Annotated in this window: 22 protein-coding genes and 1 other RNA gene; 13 read left to right on the plus strand and 10 right to left on the minus strand. The window is 57.0% G+C overall.

The window, feature by feature from the left end; all coding sequences use genetic code 11:
* Positions 1–56: 56 nt before the first annotated feature.
* Genes ACRZ9X_RS15115 through fumC form a run of 3 tightly spaced genes read right to left on the minus strand, consistent with a single transcriptional unit; the run spans position 57 to position 1845 of the window.
* On the minus strand, positions 57–278 hold the full coding sequence (locus ACRZ9X_RS15115) for a ribbon-helix-helix domain-containing protein (RefSeq protein WP_480520271.1): 222 nt from the start codon (positions 276–278) through the stop codon (positions 57–59).
* Positions 275–451, minus strand: coding sequence for a DUF4169 family protein (locus ACRZ9X_RS15120; protein WP_480520273.1), 177 nt, complete (start codon positions 449–451; stop codon positions 275–277). Before ACRZ9X_RS15120 ends, ACRZ9X_RS15115 begins: the two co-directional genes overlap by 4 nt.
* Complete coding sequence (gene fumC, locus ACRZ9X_RS15125; RefSeq protein WP_480520275.1) at positions 451–1845, minus strand: class II fumarate hydratase; 1395 nt, start codon at positions 1843–1845, stop codon at positions 451–453. The genes ACRZ9X_RS15120 and fumC overlap by 1 nt, the downstream gene beginning before the upstream one ends.
* A 205-nt stretch (positions 1846–2050) precedes the next feature.
* Here fumC and ACRZ9X_RS15130 point away from each other — a divergent pair, with 205 nt between their 5' ends.
* Complete coding sequence (locus ACRZ9X_RS15130) at positions 2051–2614, plus strand: hypothetical protein (RefSeq protein ID WP_480520277.1); 564 nt, start codon at positions 2051–2053, stop codon at positions 2612–2614.
* Between the two features lie 23 nt (positions 2615–2637).
* Here the strand turns inward: ACRZ9X_RS15130 and ACRZ9X_RS15135 are convergent, their stop codons facing one another.
* The 7 genes from ACRZ9X_RS15135 to ACRZ9X_RS15165 all read right to left on the minus strand — a co-directional run bounded on the left by ACRZ9X_RS15135 (position 2638) and on the right by ACRZ9X_RS15165 (position 6953).
* The gene (locus tag ACRZ9X_RS15135; RefSeq protein WP_480520279.1) at positions 2638–3099 is read right to left on the minus strand and encodes an SspB family protein; all 462 of its coding nucleotides are present in this window, start codon (positions 3097–3099) and stop codon (positions 2638–2640) included.
* 76 nt (positions 3100–3175) lie between these two features.
* Positions 3176–4429 carry a chromate efflux transporter gene (chrA, locus tag ACRZ9X_RS15140; RefSeq protein ID WP_480520281.1) on the minus strand — a complete coding sequence of 418 codons (1254 nt, stop codon included), beginning with the start codon at positions 4427–4429 and terminating at the stop codon, positions 3176–3178.
* Positions 4426–4755, minus strand: a complete 330-nt coding sequence (locus ACRZ9X_RS15145; RefSeq protein ID WP_480520283.1) for a hypothetical protein — start codon at positions 4753–4755, stop codon at positions 4426–4428. The genes chrA and ACRZ9X_RS15145 overlap by 4 nt, the downstream gene beginning before the upstream one ends.
* A 125-nt stretch (positions 4756–4880) precedes the next feature.
* Positions 4881–5312, minus strand: a complete 432-nt coding sequence (locus ACRZ9X_RS15150; protein WP_480520285.1) for an ester cyclase — start codon at positions 5310–5312, stop codon at positions 4881–4883.
* Between the two features lie 99 nt (positions 5313–5411).
* Positions 5412–5759: a transfer-messenger RNA gene (gene ssrA / locus ACRZ9X_RS15155) on the minus strand.
* A 36-nt stretch (positions 5760–5795) separates the two neighbouring features.
* A complete protein-coding gene (locus tag ACRZ9X_RS15160) occupies positions 5796–6158 on the minus strand; it encodes a DUF4345 family protein (protein WP_480520287.1) in 363 nt (120 codons plus the stop codon).
* 63 nt (positions 6159–6221) lie between these two features.
* Complete coding sequence (locus ACRZ9X_RS15165; RefSeq protein WP_480520289.1) at positions 6222–6953, minus strand: FadR/GntR family transcriptional regulator; 732 nt, start codon at positions 6951–6953, stop codon at positions 6222–6224.
* 114 nt (positions 6954–7067) lie between these two features.
* Between ACRZ9X_RS15165 and ACRZ9X_RS15170 the strand changes: the two genes are divergently transcribed.
* The 12 genes from ACRZ9X_RS15170 (at position 7068) to ACRZ9X_RS15225 (ending at position 19297) form a co-directional block, all read left to right on the plus strand.
* Entirely contained in the window at positions 7068–7832 is a 765-nt protein-coding gene (locus ACRZ9X_RS15170) for a DUF2182 domain-containing protein (RefSeq protein WP_480520592.1), read from the plus strand.
* A gap of 4 nt (positions 7833–7836) precedes the next feature.
* The gene (locus ACRZ9X_RS15175) at positions 7837–8541 is read left to right on the plus strand and encodes a DUF1326 domain-containing protein (RefSeq protein ID WP_480520291.1); all 705 of its coding nucleotides are present in this window, start codon (positions 7837–7839) and stop codon (positions 8539–8541) included.
* Positions 8541–9047, plus strand: a complete 507-nt coding sequence (locus ACRZ9X_RS15180) for a DinB family protein (protein WP_480520293.1) — start codon at positions 8541–8543, stop codon at positions 9045–9047. The genes ACRZ9X_RS15175 and ACRZ9X_RS15180 overlap by 1 nt, the downstream gene beginning before the upstream one ends.
* On the plus strand, positions 9048–10151 hold the full coding sequence (locus ACRZ9X_RS15185; protein WP_480520295.1) for a dimethylsulfoniopropionate demethylase: 1104 nt from the start codon (positions 9048–9050) through the stop codon (positions 10149–10151).
* Positions 10152–10200: 49 nt separating this feature from the next.
* Positions 10201–11196 (plus strand): acryloyl-CoA reductase, encoded by a 996-nt coding sequence (acuI, locus tag ACRZ9X_RS15190; protein WP_480520297.1) that lies wholly within the window; start codon positions 10201–10203, stop codon positions 11194–11196.
* Between the two features lie 190 nt (positions 11197–11386).
* Entirely contained in the window at positions 11387–11950 is a 564-nt protein-coding gene (gene frr / locus ACRZ9X_RS15195) for a ribosome recycling factor (protein ID WP_480520299.1), read from the plus strand.
* A 9-nt stretch (positions 11951–11959) separates the two neighbouring features.
* Entirely contained in the window at positions 11960–12691 is a 732-nt protein-coding gene (locus ACRZ9X_RS15200) for an isoprenyl transferase (protein WP_480520301.1), read from the plus strand.
* A complete protein-coding gene (locus ACRZ9X_RS15205; RefSeq protein WP_480520303.1) occupies positions 12688–13470 on the plus strand; it encodes a phosphatidate cytidylyltransferase in 783 nt (260 codons plus the stop codon). The genes ACRZ9X_RS15200 and ACRZ9X_RS15205 overlap by 4 nt, the downstream gene beginning before the upstream one ends.
* Complete coding sequence (gene dxr, locus ACRZ9X_RS15210) at positions 13470–14642, plus strand: 1-deoxy-D-xylulose-5-phosphate reductoisomerase (protein ID WP_480520305.1); 1173 nt, start codon at positions 13470–13472, stop codon at positions 14640–14642. Before ACRZ9X_RS15205 ends, dxr begins: the two co-directional genes overlap by 1 nt.
* A 5-nt stretch (positions 14643–14647) precedes the next feature.
* A complete protein-coding gene (gene rseP / locus ACRZ9X_RS15215; protein ID WP_480520307.1) occupies positions 14648–16000 on the plus strand; it encodes an RIP metalloprotease RseP in 1353 nt (450 codons plus the stop codon).
* A gap of 345 nt (positions 16001–16345) precedes the next feature.
* Positions 16346–18706 (plus strand): outer membrane protein assembly factor BamA, encoded by a 2361-nt coding sequence (gene bamA, locus ACRZ9X_RS15220; RefSeq protein ID WP_480520309.1) that lies wholly within the window; start codon positions 16346–16348, stop codon positions 18704–18706.
* Positions 18707–18775: 69 nt separating this feature from the next.
* Positions 18776–19297, plus strand: a complete 522-nt coding sequence (locus ACRZ9X_RS15225) for an OmpH family outer membrane protein (protein ID WP_480520311.1) — start codon at positions 18776–18778, stop codon at positions 19295–19297.
* Positions 19298–19347: the final 50 nt, after the last annotated feature.

A 19347-nucleotide genomic window follows, 5' to 3' on the forward strand; every position in this document is an offset into this window, starting at 1 on the left:
TGTACTCTCTTTGTTCCTAAAAGCTTAACCGCCGGAGGGAACAACGTGCAAGGGGATCAATCCGGGTTTCGGTAACGGTTCAGGATAAAGACCCGAATGGCCGAGGCCAAACCGGTTTCGGGATCACGCTGTGCGTCAATTTTCGCCGCCAACACATTGATGGGTAATTTTTCTTCTCTGGCGATATCACGGAACGCCGACCAGAACTCATCCTCAAGCGAGACCGAGGTCCGGTGTCCCTGCAAAGTCAATGAGCGTTTGACCGGAGGTCCGCTCATTCATCCAACTCATGATTGTCGAGGTTGCGCTGTTGTTTCTGCTGAAGCCGTCGGTCGATTTCTTTTTCAGATTTGGACAGACCGAACTTAACAGCGTTCTGATCCGCGCGGGCCTTCTTTTCAGCCCGCGCTTTTTCCTTGCGATACCGGTTGAGGTTAATCGGCTTGCCCATCAGTCTTTCGGGCCGATCATCTGATCCGGACGCACAACCGCGTCAAAGGTCTCGGCATCGACAAAGCCCAGCGCAATCGCCTCTTCCTTGAGGGTGGTGCCGTTTTTATGCGCCGTTTTTGCAACCTTTGTCGCGTTGTCATAGCCGATTGTCGGGGCCAGTGCGGTGACCAGCATCAACGATTCTTTCATCAGCTTGTCGATGCGCGGTTCATTCGCCTGAATGCCCAGCAGCATCCGTTCGGTAAAGCTGTCGGCTGCATCGCCCAGCAATTGAATGGATTGCAGCAAATTGTAAGACATCATCGGGTTGTAGACGTTCAGTTGGAAATGGCCCTGTGAACCGGCAAACTTGATCGCCGCATCATTGCCCATCACATGCGCGGCCACCTGAGTCAGCGCCTCGGCTTGTGTGGGGTTGACCTTGCCCGGCATGATGGACGAGCCCGGTTCATTTTCCGGCAACACCAACTCTCCCAGACCGGACCGGGGACCGGACCCGAGAAAGCGGATATCGTTGGCGATCTTGTAGCAGGACCCTGCGACGGTCGCCAGCGCGCCCGACAAGAAGACCATGGCGTCATGCGCGGCCAAAGCCTCGAACTTGTTGGGCGCAGTGACGAAGGGCAGGCCGGTAATCTCGGCCATATTCGCGGCCACGGCGGTGTCCCATCCATTATGCGTGTTCAAACCGGTGCCGACAGCTGTACCGCCTTGTGCCAACTCGTAAATTCCGGGCATGGCGGCCTCGACCCGGGCGATGCCCTGACGAATCTGGTGTGCGTATCCCCCAAATTCCTGCTCGAGCGTCAGCGGGGTCGCATCCTGAGTATGCGTGCGCCCGATCTTGATGATGCCTGCGAATTCCTTTGCCTTCTGCTCAAGACCAGAGGCCAGTTTTTCCAGACCCGGCATCAGAACATCGCGTACGCTCATCGCTGTGGCGATATGCATCGCGGTGGGGAATGTATCGTTCGAAGACTGGCCCATATTGCAGTGATCGTTCGGATGTACCGGGTCCTTTGATCCGATCACGCCGCCCAGAATTTCGATTGCGCGGTTCGCAATGACCTCGTTCGAGTTCATGTTCGACTGCGTGCCCGAACCGGTCTGCCAGACAACCAGAGGGAAATTGTCATCGAACTTGCCATCAATGACTTCCCCTGCGGCCTGAATGACGGCATCCGCAATTTTGGCATCCAGCTTGCCGATCGATTTATTCTCCATCGCGCAGGCTTTCTTGATCACGCCCAGCGCGCGAACAATCGCAACCGGCTGCTTTTCCCAGCCGATGGGAAAGTTCATGATCGAACGCTGGGTCTGCGCGCCCCAGTATTTGTCGGCAGGCACCTCAAGCGGGCCAAAGCTGTCGGATTCGGTGCGGGTCTGGGACATCGGTCACTCCGTCTGGTATGCAATTGCATGCCGTTTACCACAGCAGAGCCGTAGCGCAATCGGCCAGTTGCGCGCACCATAAACCCGGACCTTTCAAAGGTATAGACGGCACGAACCTGCAAATAATACACGTTAGCGAAAACAGTGCCATTGTACCCGACCGCACTAGGTTTAAGATAGAGATCAGACATCAACGGAGGCTCTGATGCGTGTAAGACTTTTTGATATGCCTTTGCACGCTGCGTACTGCGCCGTTGCAATCACATTTTGGGTGGCCGCCTGGGCCAATCAGGCGCATGCGGCCAGCATCGAGCCCTTCGTCGGGGATTATGTCGGCTCAGCCGAGGTGGTGGACACCGATGGCACCGCCACGCCGCGCGACATGAGCGTGTCGATTCACGAGGTAAAAGGTGGCTTCAACATCAGTTGGACGACGACGACCTACAAGCCGGATGGCCGTGTCAAAGACGAGAAGTACTCGGTCGATTTTCAAGTGTCAGACCGCCCGGACGTCTATTCCGCTGCAATGAAGCGCAATGTTTTCGGTCACGAAGTGCCGCTGGACCCGATGAAGGGGGAACCCTTTGTCTGGGGCCGAATCGACGGCAAGACCCTGACAGTATTCTCTCTTTTCATCTCGGAAACGGGGGGGTACGAGTTGCAGCAATTCGACCGCACCTTGACCGAAGGCGGCCTGAACCTGTCCTTCTCGCGGTTTCGCGATGGGGTCAAATCGCGCTCGGTTGAGACATTTCTCGAAAAACGCTGAGGCGTTTGTTTACTGAGCGCGACTTACTTGCGGAAACTGTCCAGCGAGACCACGTCTGCGTCATGCTGAGGTTCGTCCTCGGCTTCGACTTCGATCGACTCTTCAGGGAAGTGGTCAGCCTCATCCTCGTCATCGGGGCTTTCAAATCGCAAACCGAATTCTACTGACGGGTCGACAAATGTCTTGATCGCCAGATAGGGGATGTAAAGCGGCTCGGGCGCGTCGCCGAAATTCAGCGTGATGGCGAAGCCGTCATCGCCGACCTCAAGGTTTTCGAACCAGTGCTGCATGACTATTGTCATTTCGTCCGGGTAACGATCACGCAGCCAATCGGCCAGTTCGACGCCTTCGTACCGGGTGTCGAAAGTAATAAAGAAATGATGTGCCCCGGGCAGGCCCTTTTCCGCCACATCCGTCAGCACAGTCTGAATCAGACTGCGCATCGCCGAGTGCATCAGATTCCCGTAGTCGATGTCTTGCGACATTATCAATCCTCGAAAGTGGTCGCGTTCAGCATAAGGGATTCGGTCGGAAACGAAAGGCTGGTTGAAACAGTATTGATCACAAAAATTGCATCCCCATCCCGGCAAGAACCATGATCGCCAATGTCTTGGCCAAGCCGAAATTGAGCTGAAAAATCAACGCCCCTGCCAGAACTGTTAAAATCAGCGCTGACAGGTCCAATGTCATAACGTCAGGGACTGGAAGAGTGACCGGTCCGAAGGTGCGGTTCGATATATTGGCAAACAGGACATTCAATCCGAACCACACCGAAAGGTTGAGAATCACGCCGACGACCGCAGCCGTGATGCCCCGCATCGCCGCGCTCAGGCGCGGTCGCGCCGAGATTTGGTCGAGGAACGGTCCAGCGAGGAAAATCCACAAGAAACACGGTACAAATGTCGCCCAAAGGGCCACAATGCCAGCAGCAATAGCCAGCGACGTTCCACCCGCAATCTGCCCGCTGAGCATGGCAACGAACTGGGTGACCAGAATCAACGGGCCGGGGGTTGTTTCGGCCAGCCCAAGCGCATCGATCATCTGATCGGTGCTGATCCAGTTATATGTCTCGACCACGGTTTGTGTCATATAGGCCAGAACCGCATATGCGCCGCCGAAGGTGACCACGGCCAGACGCGCAAAGAACCATCCCAAATCGCTCAGCAAGTCATGCCCCCAAACCTGCAAGGCAAACAGTGGAGCAAGCCACAAAACCAACCAAACCGAGGCCGTGCGCAGAGGGTACGACAGAGGCTGAGGGGAAGTGTCGACGGCGCCGACGTTTTCAGCCGTGCAGAAATAGCCCCAAATAACCGCCACAAGGATAATCAGCGGAAAGGGTAGGTTAAGCGCAAAAATTGCAAAGAATGCCAGACCGGCGATCAGACGATGTGACCGTTCGGTCATTGCCTTGCGTGACAGGTTCCGCAAGGCTTGCAAAACGATGATGATCACCGTGGCTTTGACCCCGAGAAATCCGGCCTGCACCAGCGGAAGCGCTCCGAAAAAGGCATAGGCGACGGCCAGAACCGCGATGATCAGCGCACCGGGAAGGATGAACAGGCAACCGGCGATCATACCGCCTCGGACACCACGCAAACGCCAACCCGCATAGGTGGCGAGTTGCATGGCTTCAGGTCCGGGCAGCAACATGCACAGGGATAATGCCCTCAGGAAAGTTTGCTCGTCCAACCAAGAGCGGTGTTCAACGAGTTCCTGATGCATCAGCGAAATCTGAGCGGCAGGACCGCCGAAGGATAACAGGCCGATCCGGCCGAAAACCCGGAACAGTTCGCGTAGCGAGGGCGGGGTCATGCGTGACCTTCCCCGAACCCGTCGCAGGTCCGTCGAAACAATGCATCACAAAGCGACATACCTGCCTTTGGCCGTTGGTGATCGTCGAGGACTCGACAATACCGACGCATAGATACCGCCCCCAAACCAACTGCTTCTGGCAACAGATGGTACCGGTTGTTACGCGCTGCGCGGATGATTTCCGCCATGCAGAGCGGCGCATCGAAGATCAGTAAAGGGTCGACCGCAACTTCGACATCGGCATCCCTGTCGATCAGAACCGGCGCATGCGGCGATTCGACCAAACGCATGTGTTGTTTCGTGGTAATCGCTTTTGGGGCAGCCACAGCATGTCTCCTTATCAAATCGGATCCATGCGAACTTGAGCTGCCGTTTGGTGGGGTGTTCGCAAGCTAACCCCTTGGGGATTTTGCTAACGTGGCAGGGCTGTGCGGTCAAGCTTGCGGCAAGGTCAGGCCCAATCCAGACGTTGCCCGGTCATACATATCGGTAACGTGTCTTGCGGAAACTGACCCAACTGTTCGAACAGAGATACGAAATCGAACTGGTTATATGCCTCGACCATCTTGTCGCCTTGAAAACGGGCCATGACCTGACCCGAGACTTCCAGAGGCGCACCATTGTCAGCACGGAACGTGCGAACATGCAGGATGCCGGAAACCCAATCCCCATGCTCGATCACCTTGGGGAGTTCCACGGTGATCTTGCCAAGAACATGCCGAAACGCCATGACCAGATCGCGAAAGTCATCCGCGCCGACCTGCATTTCCGGGATCAGCCCCTCGGCTAATGTGTCCGGAGCGAAATAGTCGTCAATCGCGTCCGTGTTCCCTTTTTCCCAAACCTCGGAATACCACGCCCGCAGCCTGTCGGAATTCGTCATCTTGGCCCTCCTGTCTTTCGACCTGAAGGTGACCGATAGAAATGAACAAACTCTGAATTTTGCCTGAGCAAGACAACAAAAAGCAGACATAATCGGAAAAATGCAGGTTTCTGTTGCCAGGTACCTGCGAACCCCGCCTTACGCGGCTAGGCGCAAGGGCTTAAGTTTCGGTCTTGTTACTGCTTACGCAGCAACTGCAACCGGAGCACGATTGTCGTTTGCAATTGTACTATTTTCGCCGGTAACGGTGGCAGACAGCCGAGACAAAGCTAACCCCTTTAGACGTTCGTCGATCCTGTTTCGGCCCCGAAATCCCCAAACGAAGGATGGTTGGTGGAGCCGCCGGGTACCGCCCCCGGGTCCGATCCGCTTATTACGAGCGCGTTTATGTCCATAGTCCCGAAGGACCCTTTGTATATAGGTGAGGATCGGCAGGGATGCAAACGCGGAATACACTGAATAAGTTACTGGGTTAACAATATTCTACGTGGCGCGGTTCATGTTAGCGGCAATCAGCCAGATCGCCAGAACCAATTCGATTCCACCAAAAACCATCGCCTTGGCAAAGGGTGGATTATCCAGAATGACCGACAGAAAGCGCCCCGAGGCGGCGCCCAGATAAACCACGCCCAACATCGCATAGGCCATCGGCGCGTTCAGCCACAGCACAGCGATCCCGGTGATGACAAACAAGCCGCCGACCGAGGCGCGCATTTCGCTGAGGCCCATGGTGCTGTCTGTCGGGGCCAGATCCAGTGATGTTGCGGTCCAGGCCGGGGCGAGAAATCCGAACAGGCCAAAGCCGATTGTCAGAAGCGCAGCGATAACGTTCAGGGTCGTGGTCATTCGGTTCTCACTCGGATTGCATTGAACACAGTTAACCCGTTCCAGCCTGTTGAAAAGGGCGCATTATCCACGTTTGCGACGGCTCTCGGCCACATTTTGCGCCAGTTGGCGGGTGTATCCTTCCAATGCCACGAGTTTTTCGTCAACCGTTGCCGCATCCTGCGCGTCCAGCGCGTCAGCGATTTGATTATGCAAGGCGATGATTTCTTCCCGCGACCGTTCGGTAAACGTGATCATGTTCATCAGCGGTTGCATGGCCTCGACCGCACCTGCCAGTTGATAGGACAGAACCGGATTGCCCGCGCCATCGACCAAAGCCCGGTGAAAGGCCACGTCTGACGCGCAGAATGCCTCATCCGTCAGGCCCGGCTGGGATTGCCGGAAGATCTCGGCCCGCATTGTGGCCAAATGATCCGCGGTGCGGCGCTGAGCTGACATCGGGGCGCAGGCGCGTTCCAACGCATAACGCGCCTCGCAGGCGGTATCGAAACTGACCGCATTCATCGACAGCAACAGGGTCGAGGTTGTGATCTGTTGCGAATAGGCGTCTTCGAAACTCAGACGATTGACAAAAGCGCCCCCGGTTGCACCGCGTTGCGTTCGGATCAATGATTGCGCAGCAAGGCGTTTAAGAGCTTCGCGCACTGTAGGGCGCGACACCTGAAACTGCTCTGACAGCTCAGTTTCCGACGGCAAACGCTCATCCACTATCAGCCGGCCCGAGATGATGGCGTCGCGAATGGCCTGAGCGATCTGGGCCGACAGGTCGGCCGGGTTCTGGGGGTCGATTTTCAAGGCAAGGGCCTGCGGTGTTGATTTTTTATTTGTCTGACATTTAAAAGTCTGACATTTGAATTGCAAGCTCTGAGTCGGGAGGGGCAGGTGAGTCGCACGGTTCTACGCAATGGCATGTGGCTGGGATTTTACGCTGCGATCCTTTGGGCGTGGTGGATGATGTACGCAATGAGCCAGAGCATGGATCTGGACTGGATCGGACGCCCGGGCCCTATGGGGCAGGCCATGGCCGCGATGGATCCGCGCATGGACATGTATATGCCCATGGCAGAATTTGGACCGTTGTTCTGGATGTGGGCGATCATGATGGCAGCAATGATGCTGCCGACACTGGTGCCGACCTTGCGCAGCTATGACGATCTGATCCGCAGCGCCAATGGGGCGCGCGCCGGTTGGATCGGCGTGTTAACCGGGTATTTCATTGTCTGGGTCGGGTTCGCCGCACTGATCACCGGGGTGCAGCTGATGCTGTTGTTTGGCGGCGTTGTAGACATGCTGGGCATTGCGAAATCCACGACCTTTGCCAGCGGTTTGCTAATTGTCGTCGGTGCCTTTCAGTTCTCCCGAGCGAAAGAGGTCTGCCATGGCGTCTGCCATGCTCCGATGACCTATTTTTTAGGTCACTGGAAAACGGGATTCACCGGCGGTCTTCGCATGGGTCTTGGCCTTGGCGCATTTTGTGTCGGCTGCTGCTGGGGATTCATGGCGCTCGGCTTTGTCGGCGGTGTCATGAGCCTGTTGTGGATGGGTTTGGCGACCCTGTTCATGGTGGTCGAAAAGCTGCCCCAGATCGGTCATGTCATCACGCGCCCAATGGGCTTCGTTCTAATTGCAGGCGGCGTTGGCCTGTTCGTCTATCCCTTTATCTACGGAGGTTAACCTTATGGCTAAAAACAGAAAACCAGATGCCGACCGGTTACCGATCAGTCAACGTATCGACAGTCGTATGCCCAACCCCAAGCGGCGCGAGATGAGCCCGACAGATTGGGCCGTCAAGGGTGAGCTGATCCTCAATTGCTCGTGCGATGTGTTTTGCCCATGTGTCGTTTCGCTTGGTGCGCATCCTCCGACCGAGGGGCATTGCCACGCGTGGATGGGGATCATCATCGACGAGGGTCACTTTGAGGGCGAAGACCTGTCGGGTCTGAACGTGGGTCTTCTGGTCGACATCCCAGGCCGTATGGGGGAAGGCCAGTGGAAAGTCGCGGCCTATGTGGACGAGCGCGCCAGCGGTAAGGCCTATAATGGCCTGCTGCAAATCTTCAGCGGACAGGCCGGAGGCACGACGGGGCTGTTCACTATGCTGGTCAGCGACATTATCGGCGCCGAGCGTGCCCCTGTTCAGATCGAACGCGATGGCAACAAGCGCCGGATCGCCATTGGCCGCAAAATTCAGGGCGAGATCGAGATGCTGGCAGGGAAAGACCCCGAGCATCCGGTGATGGTGTCGAACTCGAAATACTGGATGGGTCCGGATATTATCGTTGCGCGAGGTACAAAATCCAAAGTGCGCGATTATGGCCGCGTCTGGGATTTCGGCGGCAAGTCGGCCGAGATCTGCCCGATCGACTGGCACGGACCCAAATGATGATAACCGGGGCATATGTTCGGCAAATGGCCCGCTATAATATCTGGCAGAACAGCCAGTTGAAGGGCTTTCTGTCTGCGTTGCCTGCAGAGGTGCTCACCCGCGATCAGGGAGCCTTTTTTGGCTCGATCATGGGAACGGCGAACCACCTTCTGTGGGGGGATTGGATTTGGATATCCCGTCTTGACAAAGGTGCAGGACCGGGAGGCGGAATACCTGAAAGCACTGGTCTTTGTGCTGATCTGTCCGAATGGTTGCCATTGCGCGACCAGATCGACCAGCGAATTGCCGACTGGGCAAACAGCCTGGGTACCGCGCCTTTGACAGGTGATTTCACGTGGTATTCAGCAGCGAAAGAAGCTGATGTGACAAGGGATTACGCGCAATGCGTAATCCATATGTTCAACCATCAAACCCATCATCGCGGCCAGTTGCATCAAATGCTGACGCAATCAGGCTCGGCCGCGCCGGTCAGTGATCTGGTTTTTCTACCTCAGGAGGTCTAGGTGGCTCAGATTTCCGTATCTCGTCGACTGCGCAGAACACCGTTTTCCGAAGGTGTCGAGGCCGCAGGGGTCAAGGCATACACGGTTTACAACCGGATGCTGCTGCCGACCGTGTTTGAAAGCGTGGTCGATGACTACCGTCACCTGAAGCAACATGTTCAGGTCTGGGACGTCTCGTGCGAGCGGCAGGTCGAACTGCGCGGACCGGATGCGGCGCGGCTGATGCAGATGCTGACTCCGCGCGACTTGCGCGGCATGTTGCCCGGACAGTGCTATTACGTCCCGATTGTCGATGAAACTGGCGGCATGCTGAACGATCCTGTGGCGGTTAAGCTGTCCGAGGATCGGTGGTGGGTTTCGATTGCGGATAGCGATTTGCTTTATTGGGTCAAAGGGTTGGCCAACGGATATCGTCTGGACGTTCTGGTGGATGAACCGGACGTCTCTCCGCTGGCAGTTCAGGGCCCCAAGGCGGATGAGTTGATGTCACGGGTCTTTGGCGACCGCGTGCGGGATATCCGCTTTTTCAAGTTCGACATGTTCCAGTTTGAGGGCCGTGATCTGGCGGTTGCACGCTCGGGCTACTCCAAACAAGGCGGCTTTGAGATTTATGTCGAGGGCAGCGATATCGGCATGCCGCTGTGGAATGCTCTGTTTGCAGCGGGCGAAGACCTGAATGTGCGCGCCGGATGCCCGAACCTGATCGAGCGCATCGAAGGTGGATTGCTGTCCTATGGCAATGACATGACCGACGACAACACGCCGCATGAATGCGGCCTAGGCAAGTTCTGCAACACTCATACGGCCATCGGTTGTATCGGACGGGACGCGTTGTTGCGGGTTGCCAAGGAAGGGCCGGTGCAACAAATTCGTCCGATTTCGATCGAAGGCGATGCAGTCCCGATCTGTGACCGGCCCTGGGCTGTTTTCGTCGATGGCAAGCGCGTGGGGCAGGTTACATCTTCGGCCTGGTCCCCCGATTACGAAACCAACGTGTCTATCGGGATGTTGCGGCTCAGCCATTGGGACCCCGGGACTGCGCTGGAAGTTGAGACACCCGTCGGCATGCGCGACGCGGTTGTGCGGCCTCATTTTTGGATTTGATCAGGCGAAACGCTGCGGCGGATCACCGGAAAACGAAAGGATAACAAACATGTTCAATGCTCTGGTTATGGACAAAGACGAAGACAGCGGGCTGGCCGGTGCGTCGGTCCGGCAGCTTTCGCTGGACGCGCTGCCTCAAGGTGAGGTGACCGTTGCCGTCGAGTTCTCGACAGTGAATTACAAGGACGGGCTGTGCATGTCACCGAAAGGGGGCGGGCTGGTTCGCGCTTATCCACATGTTCCGGGGATTGACTATGCCGGAACCGTCGAAGCCTCCTCTGATGACCGGTACAAGGCTGGTGACAAGGTGGTGCTGACCGGCTGGCGCGTCGGAGAGGCGCATTGGGGCGGTTATTCGCAGAAGGCGAACGCCCGCGCCGATTGGCTTGTTCCATTGCCAGAAGGGTTGTCTGCGCGTCAGGCCATGGCTGTTGGAACGGCCGGGTTTACCGCCATGCTGGCCGTTATGGCGCTTGAAGATCACGGTCTGGAGCCTGGGCACGGGCCGGTTCTGGTCACCGGCGCCGCCGGAGGGGTGGGGTCCGTCGCAACCGCTATTCTTGCGAATCTGGGATATGAGGTCGCTGCAGTCACCGGACGGCCGGAAACCGGGGAATACCTGAAATCTCTGGGAGCCACGACGATTGTTCCGCGGGAGGAACTGAACGAGACCACCAAGCGCCCGTTGGAAAGCGAAACCTGGGCCGGGTGCGTGGATGCGGTTGGCGGCGAGATGCTGGCCCGTGTGCTGGGACAGATGAAATATGGCGCGTCCGTTGCTGCTGTTGGTCTGGCCGGCGGTGCGGCTTTGCCGGCGACGGTCATTCCCTTCCTGCTGCGCGGAGTGAATCTGCTGGGCATCGACAGTGTGATGCAGCCCTATGACAACCGCGTGCGTGCGTGGTCCCGCATCGCGACCGACCTGCCGATGGATAAATTGGAGGCGATGGTTCATCCAGCCACGTTGTCGGATTTGCCACAACTCGGGGCCGATATTCTCAAAGGGCAGGTCAAGGGGCGCGTTGTTGTTGACGTGAACGCCTGACGCGGTCACACCACCATTGTCCGGCTGGTTATTCTGACTGGCCGGATTTTTTGTTTTTTTAGAACAGTTCACAAAAATGCCGGAAACAGTTCTGGCTTAGGGCACAATTCACCCCCATGATTGCTATACATCCCATGTGCAATGGCGTAAGACCCAACCAATTAGCACTTGAAGACCGGGAGTGAGCAGTATGTCTGACGATTTCGAACTGGACACCGACGATTTGAAACGCCGTATGGACGGCGCGATGGCGAACCTGAGGACTGAATTTGCGTCCTTGCGCACGGGCCGTGCCTCGGCCTCGATGCTGGAACCAGTCATGGTGGACGCCTATGGTTCGATGACACCGATCAACCAGGTGGGCACAGTCAACGTGCCGGAACCGCGCATGGTTACTGTAAATGTCTGGGACAAGTCATTGGTCGGAAAAGTGGAAAAGGCGATCCGTGAAAGTGGCCTGGGGATCAATCCTCAGCTGAATGGCACAATCATCATGTTGCCGATTCCCGAACTGAACGAAGAACGTCGGCGTGAACTGGGCAAGGTCGCCGGTCAATATGCCGAAAGCGCCCGGGTCTCGATCCGCAACGTGCGGCGCGACGGGATGGACCAGATCAAGAAAGCCAAGGCGGACGGCATGTCCGAGGATGACCAGAAATTCTGGGAGTCCGAAGTGCAGGACCTAACGGATCAGATGATCAAGGTCGTGGACGAAGCACTTGAGACCAAACAATCTGAAATTATGCAGGTTTAACCCCACAACATGCTCAACAATCCCCAAGATAACAACGCGCTCGGACCCCGTCACGTTGCCATCATTATGGACGGCAATGGTCGCTGGGCACAGGCGCGGGGCCGACCCCGCCTGTTTGGCCATCACGCAGGCGCGCGCCGCGTGCGCGAGGTTGTCGAGGCCTGTCCGGGACTGGGGATCAAATATCTGACCGTGTTTGCGTTTTCGACCGAAAACTGGAAGCGGACGCAGGTGGAAGTTGCCGGTTTGATGAGCCTGTTCAAGCGTTACATCATCAAAGAGACCCGGACGCTAAAAGAAAACGGTGTTCGGGTCCGGTTCATCGGGGATCGTGTGCGGCTCGATGCCAAGCTGATCGAACTGATGGATACGCTGGAGCAGGAAACCAAACATAATGACCTGATCCACCTGACCGTTGCCCTGAACTATGGCGGTCGGGACGAGGTTGCGCGCGCCACCAAGCGTCTGGCACAGGACGTTGCGGCGGGTTTGTTGCGGCCTCAGGATGTCGACGAGGAAACGCTGCCGAAATACCTTGATACCCGCGTTCTGCCGGATCCGGATTTGGTGATCCGCACCAGCGGCGAGGCGCGCATCTCGAACTTTCTTCTGTGGCAGTCTGCCTATTCCGAATACGAATTCATCGATACTCTGTGGCCCGATTTCACCGCCGCCGAGCTTGAGCGACTGTGTCGGAATTTCGGTGCCCGCGAGCGGCGGTTTGGAGCGGTTCTGGCATGAGCGATGGCCGATGGTCTGATTTGACCACACGGGTGTTGTCGGCTGCGGTTCTGGTTCTGATCGGCGCGGTCGAGGTTTGGCTCGGCGGCCTTTGGTTCGAAGCCTTCATCGCCATTGCCTGTGGCTTGATGACGTGGGAACTGGTCAAGATGATCGACCCGAAGCGCGGGGGGGTCGCCACACAGCTGGCCATGCTTATGACCGTCGCCGTTATGCTCAACTACCACGTGCCGCCAATGATGACTTTTCCGTTTCTCGTCGCTCCGGCTTTGGTTGGGGCAGGGCAGGTTCGCCAGGCTCGTGGGACGTTTATTCTATTTGCGCTTTGGATCGCAGCTGCCGGTCTGGGCTTTATCTCGATCCGCGAGAATATGGGCTTTGTCTGGATGGTCTGGCTGATCTCGGTCGTGGTGGCGACGGATGTGGCGGGGTATTTTGTCGGCAAGGCGATCGGCGGGCCAAAGTTCTGGCCCCGGATCAGTCCGAAGAAAACATGGTCAGGTACTGCGGGCGGATGGGTTGCCGCAGCTGTCGTCGGTGCGGTCTTTGCCTCCTATACCGGTTATGGCATCCTGTTTGTCCTGATTTCGGTCCTAGCCTCTATGGCCAGCCAAATGGGCGATATTGCCGAAAGCGCCACCAAGCGCAAATTCGGCGTGAAGGATAGCTCAAACCTGATCCCCGGGCATGGCGGTTTTCTGGATCGGTTTGACGGGATGATGGGGGCGTCGTTGTTTGTACTGGTCGCAGCGCAGTTCTATTCGCCCGGAGGGATGTAATGCGCAGAGTTTCGATCTTTGGCGCAACCGGGTCGGTCGGGCAGAACACCATCGACCTGATCGCGCGAGACCCTGATGCTTATGATGTCGTGGCGCTGACCGGTGGGGCGAATATCAAACAGCTTGCTCATGACGCGATCCGTTTGCGTGCTGATATTGCGATCACCGCATTTGATGATCGGCTTGACGACCTGCAAGACGCTCTGGCCGGGTCAGGTGTTCAGGCAGCTGCAGGGCAGGCGGCTTTGATTGAGGCCGGCGCCCGGCCCGCCGATTGGGTCATGTCAGCCATCGTCGGCTCTGCCGGACTTGCGCCAGGGCTCGAGGCCTTGAAACAGGGTGCAACGCTGGCTCTGGCCAATAAAGAAACTCTGGTTTGTGCCGGTCCCCTCGTGATACAGACGGCAGCGCGACACAATGCGCGTCTTTTGCCCGTCGACAGCGAGCATTCTGCTGTCTTTCAGGCACTGACCGGCGAAGACCGGGCCGCAGTCGAACGCATAATTATCACTGCCAGCGGTGGAGCGTTCCGGGATTGGCCGCTGAGCAAGCTGGCCAGTGCGACGGTCGAGCAGGCGTCGAACCATCCGAACTGGAACATGGGCCAAAGGATCACGATTGACAGTGCGTCTATGTTCAACAAAGCGCTGGAAGTCATCGAAACCAAAGAGTTCTTTGGTGTCTCACCTGACCAAATCGAAGTTCTGGTTCACCCGGAATCCATCGTGCACGCTCTGGTCGGGTTTCGCGATGGTGCGTTGATGGCCCATCTTGGTGCACCAGACATGAGGCATGCCATCGGGTATGCGTTGAACTGGCCGGATCGGCGTGATCTGCCGGTCAATCGTCTGGATCTGGCCCAGCTTGGTCAATTGCGGTTTCAAACCCCCGATGATGCGCGTTACCCCGCCTTGCGACTGGCGGATACGGTCATGAGACGCGGTGGATTGGCAGGAGCGGTGTTCAATGCCGCGAAAGAGCGGGCACTGGATCAGTTCATTGCCCAGAGAATTCGGTTCACGGACATGGCAGACGCCGTCTCGATTGTACTTGAGCGTTTTGAGGCCTCAGATGGCCTTATTGATGCCCCGATGACCCTTGATAACGTGCTGCAAACGGACCATCTGGCACGTAAGTGGGTCGATGAAGCCGTACTAGAACGAGCAGGATAAAATCGTTGGATATTTTCTCTTTGATCCCGAACTTCGGCAATCTGCTGTATACGATTGCGGCATTTGTGGTCGCTTTGTCGGCGATTGTCGCCGTACATGAATATGGCCACTACATCGTAGGCCGCTGGTCCGGCATCCATGCCGAGGTGTTCTCGATCGGCTTTGGCCCTGTGTTATGGAGCCGTATCGACAAGCGTGGCACCCGCTGGCAGATCGCTCTGTTGCCCTTTGGCGGTTACGTCAAGTTTCTGGGCGATGCCAACGCTGCGTCGGGCAAAGACGAAGACACCATGGGCGAGATTGCTCAGCAAAACCCGGAAGAGCTGCGCAAAACAATGCATGGCGCCCCGCTTTGGGCACGCGCAGCGACTGTTGCAGCAGGTCCGGTCTTTAACTTTATCATGTCCATTCTGGTGTTTGGGCTGATTTTCTGGTCTCAGGGGGTGTCGCGCGAACCTTTGACCGTCGGCTCGCTCAGCCCGTTGCCCGGCACCGTCCAGGAACTGCGCGACGGGGATGAGATTGTCGCCATTGAGGGTGTCGAGACGCCAGATATCGACAACTCGAAAACGTGGGGCGAATTTACCTCGGCTTTGCCTGTGCAGCCTGAACTGGAATATACTGTCATCCGCGATGGTGAGACTTTGGTCGTGTCAGCGCCGTGGCTCTTTCCGCCTTTGATCCAACAGGTTGCACCACGCAGTGCAGCGATGGATATCCAATTGAGACCGGGTGATGTCATCACCGCCGTGGATGGTGATCCGATCTTTGCCTTCGCGCAGCTTAAGGAAAAAGTCGAAAGCTCGGACGGGAGGGCGTTGCTGCTGGATGTCTGGCGCGACGGGGCCGAGTTGGAATTCGCTTTGGCCCCGCGGCGCACCGACGAGCCTCAGGCCGACGGAGGGTTCGTGACCCATTGGCGGATCGGGATCGTGGGCGGCATGATGTTGGAACCTGCGACCGTTCCGGCCGGGCTGTGGTCGTCGATGACTGGCGGGGTTGAACAGACTATTCGCATCATTGACGGCTCGTTGTCGGGCATGTGGCATATGATCACGGGCGCCATCAGCACTTGCAACATATCCGGCCCGATCGGCATTGCCGAAACATCCGGAGCGATGGCCAGCCAGGGCGCTCAGAACTTCATTTTCTTCATTGCGGTGCTGTCAACTGCGGTGGGATTGCTGAACCTGTTTCCCATCCCGGCGCTGGATGGCGGGCATCTGGTGTTTTATGCCTACGAAGCTGTCGCCGGAAAACCGCCCAGCGACAAGGCGCTGCGCATTTTGATGGGGATCGGGATCACGATGATCCTGTCGCTGATGCTGTTTGCAGTCAGTAATGACCTGTTCTGCTGAATATGGCGCGGATTACATGGTTCGGACGTAAAATTGCCTCATTTGATGTGTACCTTCAGATCAAGACTAGCATTCGGAAAACGTGTCGATGGCAAAAGCACTGCAAAAATCCTACCGGAGCTTCAGCGTTCTGTTCGTCTTGAACTGGGACGTTATTCTTAGCTTTGGAGTAACGGCTCTGGCACTGGCTGTCGGGGGCTACCTCGTCGGTCTCTGATTCTCTCTCACATGATGTTTTTTCTCTGAGCGGTCCAATGGGCCGCTCTTGCATTTGGTCTTTTGACAAGACCGGTTAATCCCGCTACTGACCTCATAAAGTCCTATAATTTCTGGGTAGAGAAAAAAATGACTGACAGCAGAGGCTCGGGCACATTCTGCGGCGCACAGGTGCCGCAAAACAACATTTTGTGGCAGGCACTATCGCTTTTCGTTCTGTTTTTCGCATTGATTTTATTGGCTTTGCCGCAGCCGGCACGGGCTCAGAATTTCACGGTCAATGCCTTCGAGGTTGAGGGCAACCGAAGGATCGAGACCTCGACCATCATTGCCCGTACGGGAATCGAACCCGGGCAAACGGTGACAGCCGGGCAGCTCAACGACGCTTTTCAGCGATTGCTTGACAGTGGTGTTTTTGAAACAGTCGAACTGACGCCACGGGGCTCAACCCTCGTGATCGAGGTCGAGGAATACCCGACCATCAACCGGATCAGCATCGAAGGGAACCGCCGCGTCAAAGACGACGTTCTGCTTGATGCGATTTCGTCTGAAACGCGCCGTGTCTATACCCCGCAAGCAGCCGAAGCGGACGCTGATCTGATCGCTCAGATTTATTCGTCGCAGGGGCGCGTCTCGGCGACGGTTATTCCGCGTATCATTCGGCGCAACGACAACAGGGTCGATCTTGTGTTCGAAGTTGCCGAGGGCACGACGATCGAAGTTGAGCGTGTCAGCTTTGTCGGGAACCGCGCCTATTCGGACCGCCGCCTGCGCCGCATTCTGCAGACCAAACAGGCCAATATTCTGCGGACGTTCATCCGCAGCGATACATTCATCGCCGACCGGATCGAATTTGACCAGCAGGTGATCCGCGATTTCTACCTGTCGCGGGGTTATGTCGATTTCCGGGTCAACAGCACAAATGTTGAATTCACCCGGGAACGCGACGCCTTTTTCCTGGTCATGAATATCACTGAAGGGCAGCAGTTCTCGTTTGGTCAGATCAGCACGGTCAGCGAGATTCCCGGCGTCGATGCCGCGATCTATCAGGAAGCGCTCAAGATCAAACCGGGCGTGATCTACAGCCCGACGCTGGTCGACAACTCTATCGCGCGGATGGAGCGTCTGGGTATCAAACAGGGCGTGGATTTTCTGCGGGTCGAGCCCCGTGTGACGCGTAATGCACGCGATCTGACGCTGGATGTTGAATTTGTTCTGACCAAAGGTCCCCGGATTTTTGTAGAACGCATCGATATCGAGGGTAACACCACCACGCTGGACCGCGTAATCCGCCGCCAGTTCGACACGGTCGAAGGTGACCCCTTCAACCCGCGTGAAATCCGGCAGAGCGCAGAACGCATCCGCGCCCTTGGGTTCTTCGCCACAGCCGATGTTGAGACCCGCGAGGGCTCTAGCCCAAGCCAGGTTATTGTCGATGTGGACGTCGAGGAACAACCGACCGGCTCGCTCAGCCTCGGAGGCAGCTTTTCGGCTGCGGACGGGTTCGGGATTGCGATCGGGCTGAACGAATCCAACTTTCTGGGACGGGGTCAGAATGTGGGCCTCTCGATCTCGACCGCGCAGGACTCCGAGCAATATGTCCTGACATTTACCGAACCATTCCTGCTGGGGCGTAGGCTGCGGTTTGATCTGGGGCTGGGTCTGGAAACGACGAACTCCAGCTTTGCCAGCTTCGACTCCGAGCGTTTGTTCTTTAGCCCGTCGCTGACCTACGCGATTGGTGAGCTGTCATCGCTGAGCCTGCGCTATAACTACGACCGTAGTGAGATGACATCTCAAGCGAATGAAGCGAACGGCGCGGTCATTGCGTCCGAGATTGCGCAGGGCGAGCGAAACACGAGCTCGATTGGCGTGTCCTACACCTATGACAGCCGTCTGGGTGGTCTGAACCCGAACGCAGGTGTGTTGTTCGAGGTTGGTTTGGACGCAGCAGGTTTGGGCGGCGACAATGAATATCTGAGATCGACGGCCCGTGCCATCGCGCAGCAACGTGTTCTGAACGAAGAAGTTGTGCTGAGAGCCACGCTGGAGCTGGGCGCATTCCGCTGGCGCGGCGACGATTTCAGCCGGACCATCGACCGTTTTGTTCTGGGACCCAGCACATTCCGCGGCTTTGAACCGGCCGGTATCGGCCCGCGCGACCTGTCAAACGGTCAGGACGACGCCATCGGTGGCAACTACTACTGGGTGGCTCGGTTCGAATCGGACTTCCCGCTGGGTCTTCCCGAAGAACTGGGCTTGCGCGGCGGTGTGTTCTATGACGTCGGGAACCTGTACGACATTGATGACGTGAACACCGCAGGCGCCAATATCGTAGGCGCTGACGGCTCGGTCCGCCATGTCATCGGGGTGTCGATCTTGTGGACCACACCATTTGGGCCTCTGCGCTTCAACTTCTCGCAAGCCATCAAGAAAGAAGACTTCGACGAAGAGCGGAACTTTGACCTGACCGTTCAGGCGCGGTTCTGATCGCGAATGATCGGTGTCGGATCAGCATTTTGGCAGGGCCTGTCGCGGGCCCTGTTGGTGTTTGGGCTCGTGACGTTCGCAGCCGTCGGGCATGCGCAGCAATTGGGCATCCCGCAATCAGACGTCCTGACAATGTCCAGTGAACGCTTGTTTGCTGGCTCGGCCTTTGGTCAACGTGTCTTTGACGAGATCGACGCCGAAAGCGCCTTGCTGGCGCAAGAAAACGAACGCATCGTCGCCGAGCTCAGCAAGGAAGAGAAAGAACTGACAGAACAGCGCGCGACGCTGACCCCGGAAGAGTTTCGCCCCTTGGCCGAGGATTTTGATACCAAGGTGCAATCTCATCGCGAAGGACAGCGGGCCAAGCTGGACGCATTGGCGCGGCGTGGAGAGGAGGCGCGGGTTCGGTTTTTCGAGATGGCCCAGCCCATCCTGATAGACCTGCTGCGAGAATACCGGGCCTCGATCGTCATTGAACGTTCGAACGTGATTCTCAGTTCGGACGCCTCTGACATTACGGATGCCGCAATCGCGCGCATCAATGCGGCGATCGGGGATGGTGCCTCTTTGGAACGTAAAGAGGAAAACTAGCTTGGCTTGCCCTTGCGTGACGGTATTGCTAACCACGCGGAAACGAGACA

Source organism: Ruegeria sp. AL1 (genome assembly GCF_056540905.1).

Bases quoted from the DNA above. Each gene is read 5' to 3' on its own strand.
- ACRZ9X_RS15115 (WP_480520271.1), bottom strand. From the start codon at position 278: ATGAGCGGACCTCCGGTCAAACGCTCATTGACTTTGCAGGGACACCGG.
- ACRZ9X_RS15120 (WP_480520273.1), bottom strand. From the start codon at position 451: ATGGGCAAGCCGATTAACCTCAACCGGTATCGCAAGGAAAAAGCGCGG.
- fumC (WP_480520275.1), bottom strand. From the start codon at position 1,845: ATGTCCCAGACCCGCACCGAATCCGACAGCTTTGGCCCGCTTGAGGTG.
- ACRZ9X_RS15130 (WP_480520277.1), top strand. From the start codon at position 2,051: ATGCGTGTAAGACTTTTTGATATGCCTTTGCACGCTGCGTACTGCGCC.
- ACRZ9X_RS15135 (WP_480520279.1), bottom strand. From the start codon at position 3,099: ATGTCGCAAGACATCGACTACGGGAATCTGATGCACTCGGCGATGCGC.
- chrA (WP_480520281.1), bottom strand. From the start codon at position 4,429: ATGACCCCGCCCTCGCTACGCGAACTGTTCCGGGTTTTCGGCCGGATC.
- ACRZ9X_RS15150 (WP_480520285.1), bottom strand. From the start codon at position 5,312: ATGACGAATTCCGACAGGCTGCGGGCGTGGTATTCCGAGGTTTGGGAA.
- ACRZ9X_RS15160 (WP_480520287.1), bottom strand. From the start codon at position 6,158: ATGACCACGACCCTGAACGTTATCGCTGCGCTTCTGACAATCGGCTTT.
- ACRZ9X_RS15170 (WP_480520592.1), top strand. From the start codon at position 7,068: ATGTGGCTGGGATTTTACGCTGCGATCCTTTGGGCGTGGTGGATGATG.
- ACRZ9X_RS15175 (WP_480520291.1), top strand. From the start codon at position 7,837: ATGGCTAAAAACAGAAAACCAGATGCCGACCGGTTACCGATCAGTCAA.
- ACRZ9X_RS15180 (WP_480520293.1), top strand. From the start codon at position 8,541: ATGATAACCGGGGCATATGTTCGGCAAATGGCCCGCTATAATATCTGG.
- acuI (WP_480520297.1), top strand. From the start codon at position 10,201: ATGTTCAATGCTCTGGTTATGGACAAAGACGAAGACAGCGGGCTGGCC.
- frr (WP_480520299.1), top strand. From the start codon at position 11,387: ATGTCTGACGATTTCGAACTGGACACCGACGATTTGAAACGCCGTATG.
- ACRZ9X_RS15200 (WP_480520301.1), top strand. From the start codon at position 11,960: ATGCTCAACAATCCCCAAGATAACAACGCGCTCGGACCCCGTCACGTT.
- ACRZ9X_RS15205 (WP_480520303.1), top strand. From the start codon at position 12,688: ATGAGCGATGGCCGATGGTCTGATTTGACCACACGGGTGTTGTCGGCT.
- dxr (WP_480520305.1), top strand. From the start codon at position 13,470: ATGCGCAGAGTTTCGATCTTTGGCGCAACCGGGTCGGTCGGGCAGAAC.
- bamA (WP_480520309.1), top strand. From the start codon at position 16,346: ATGACTGACAGCAGAGGCTCGGGCACATTCTGCGGCGCACAGGTGCCG.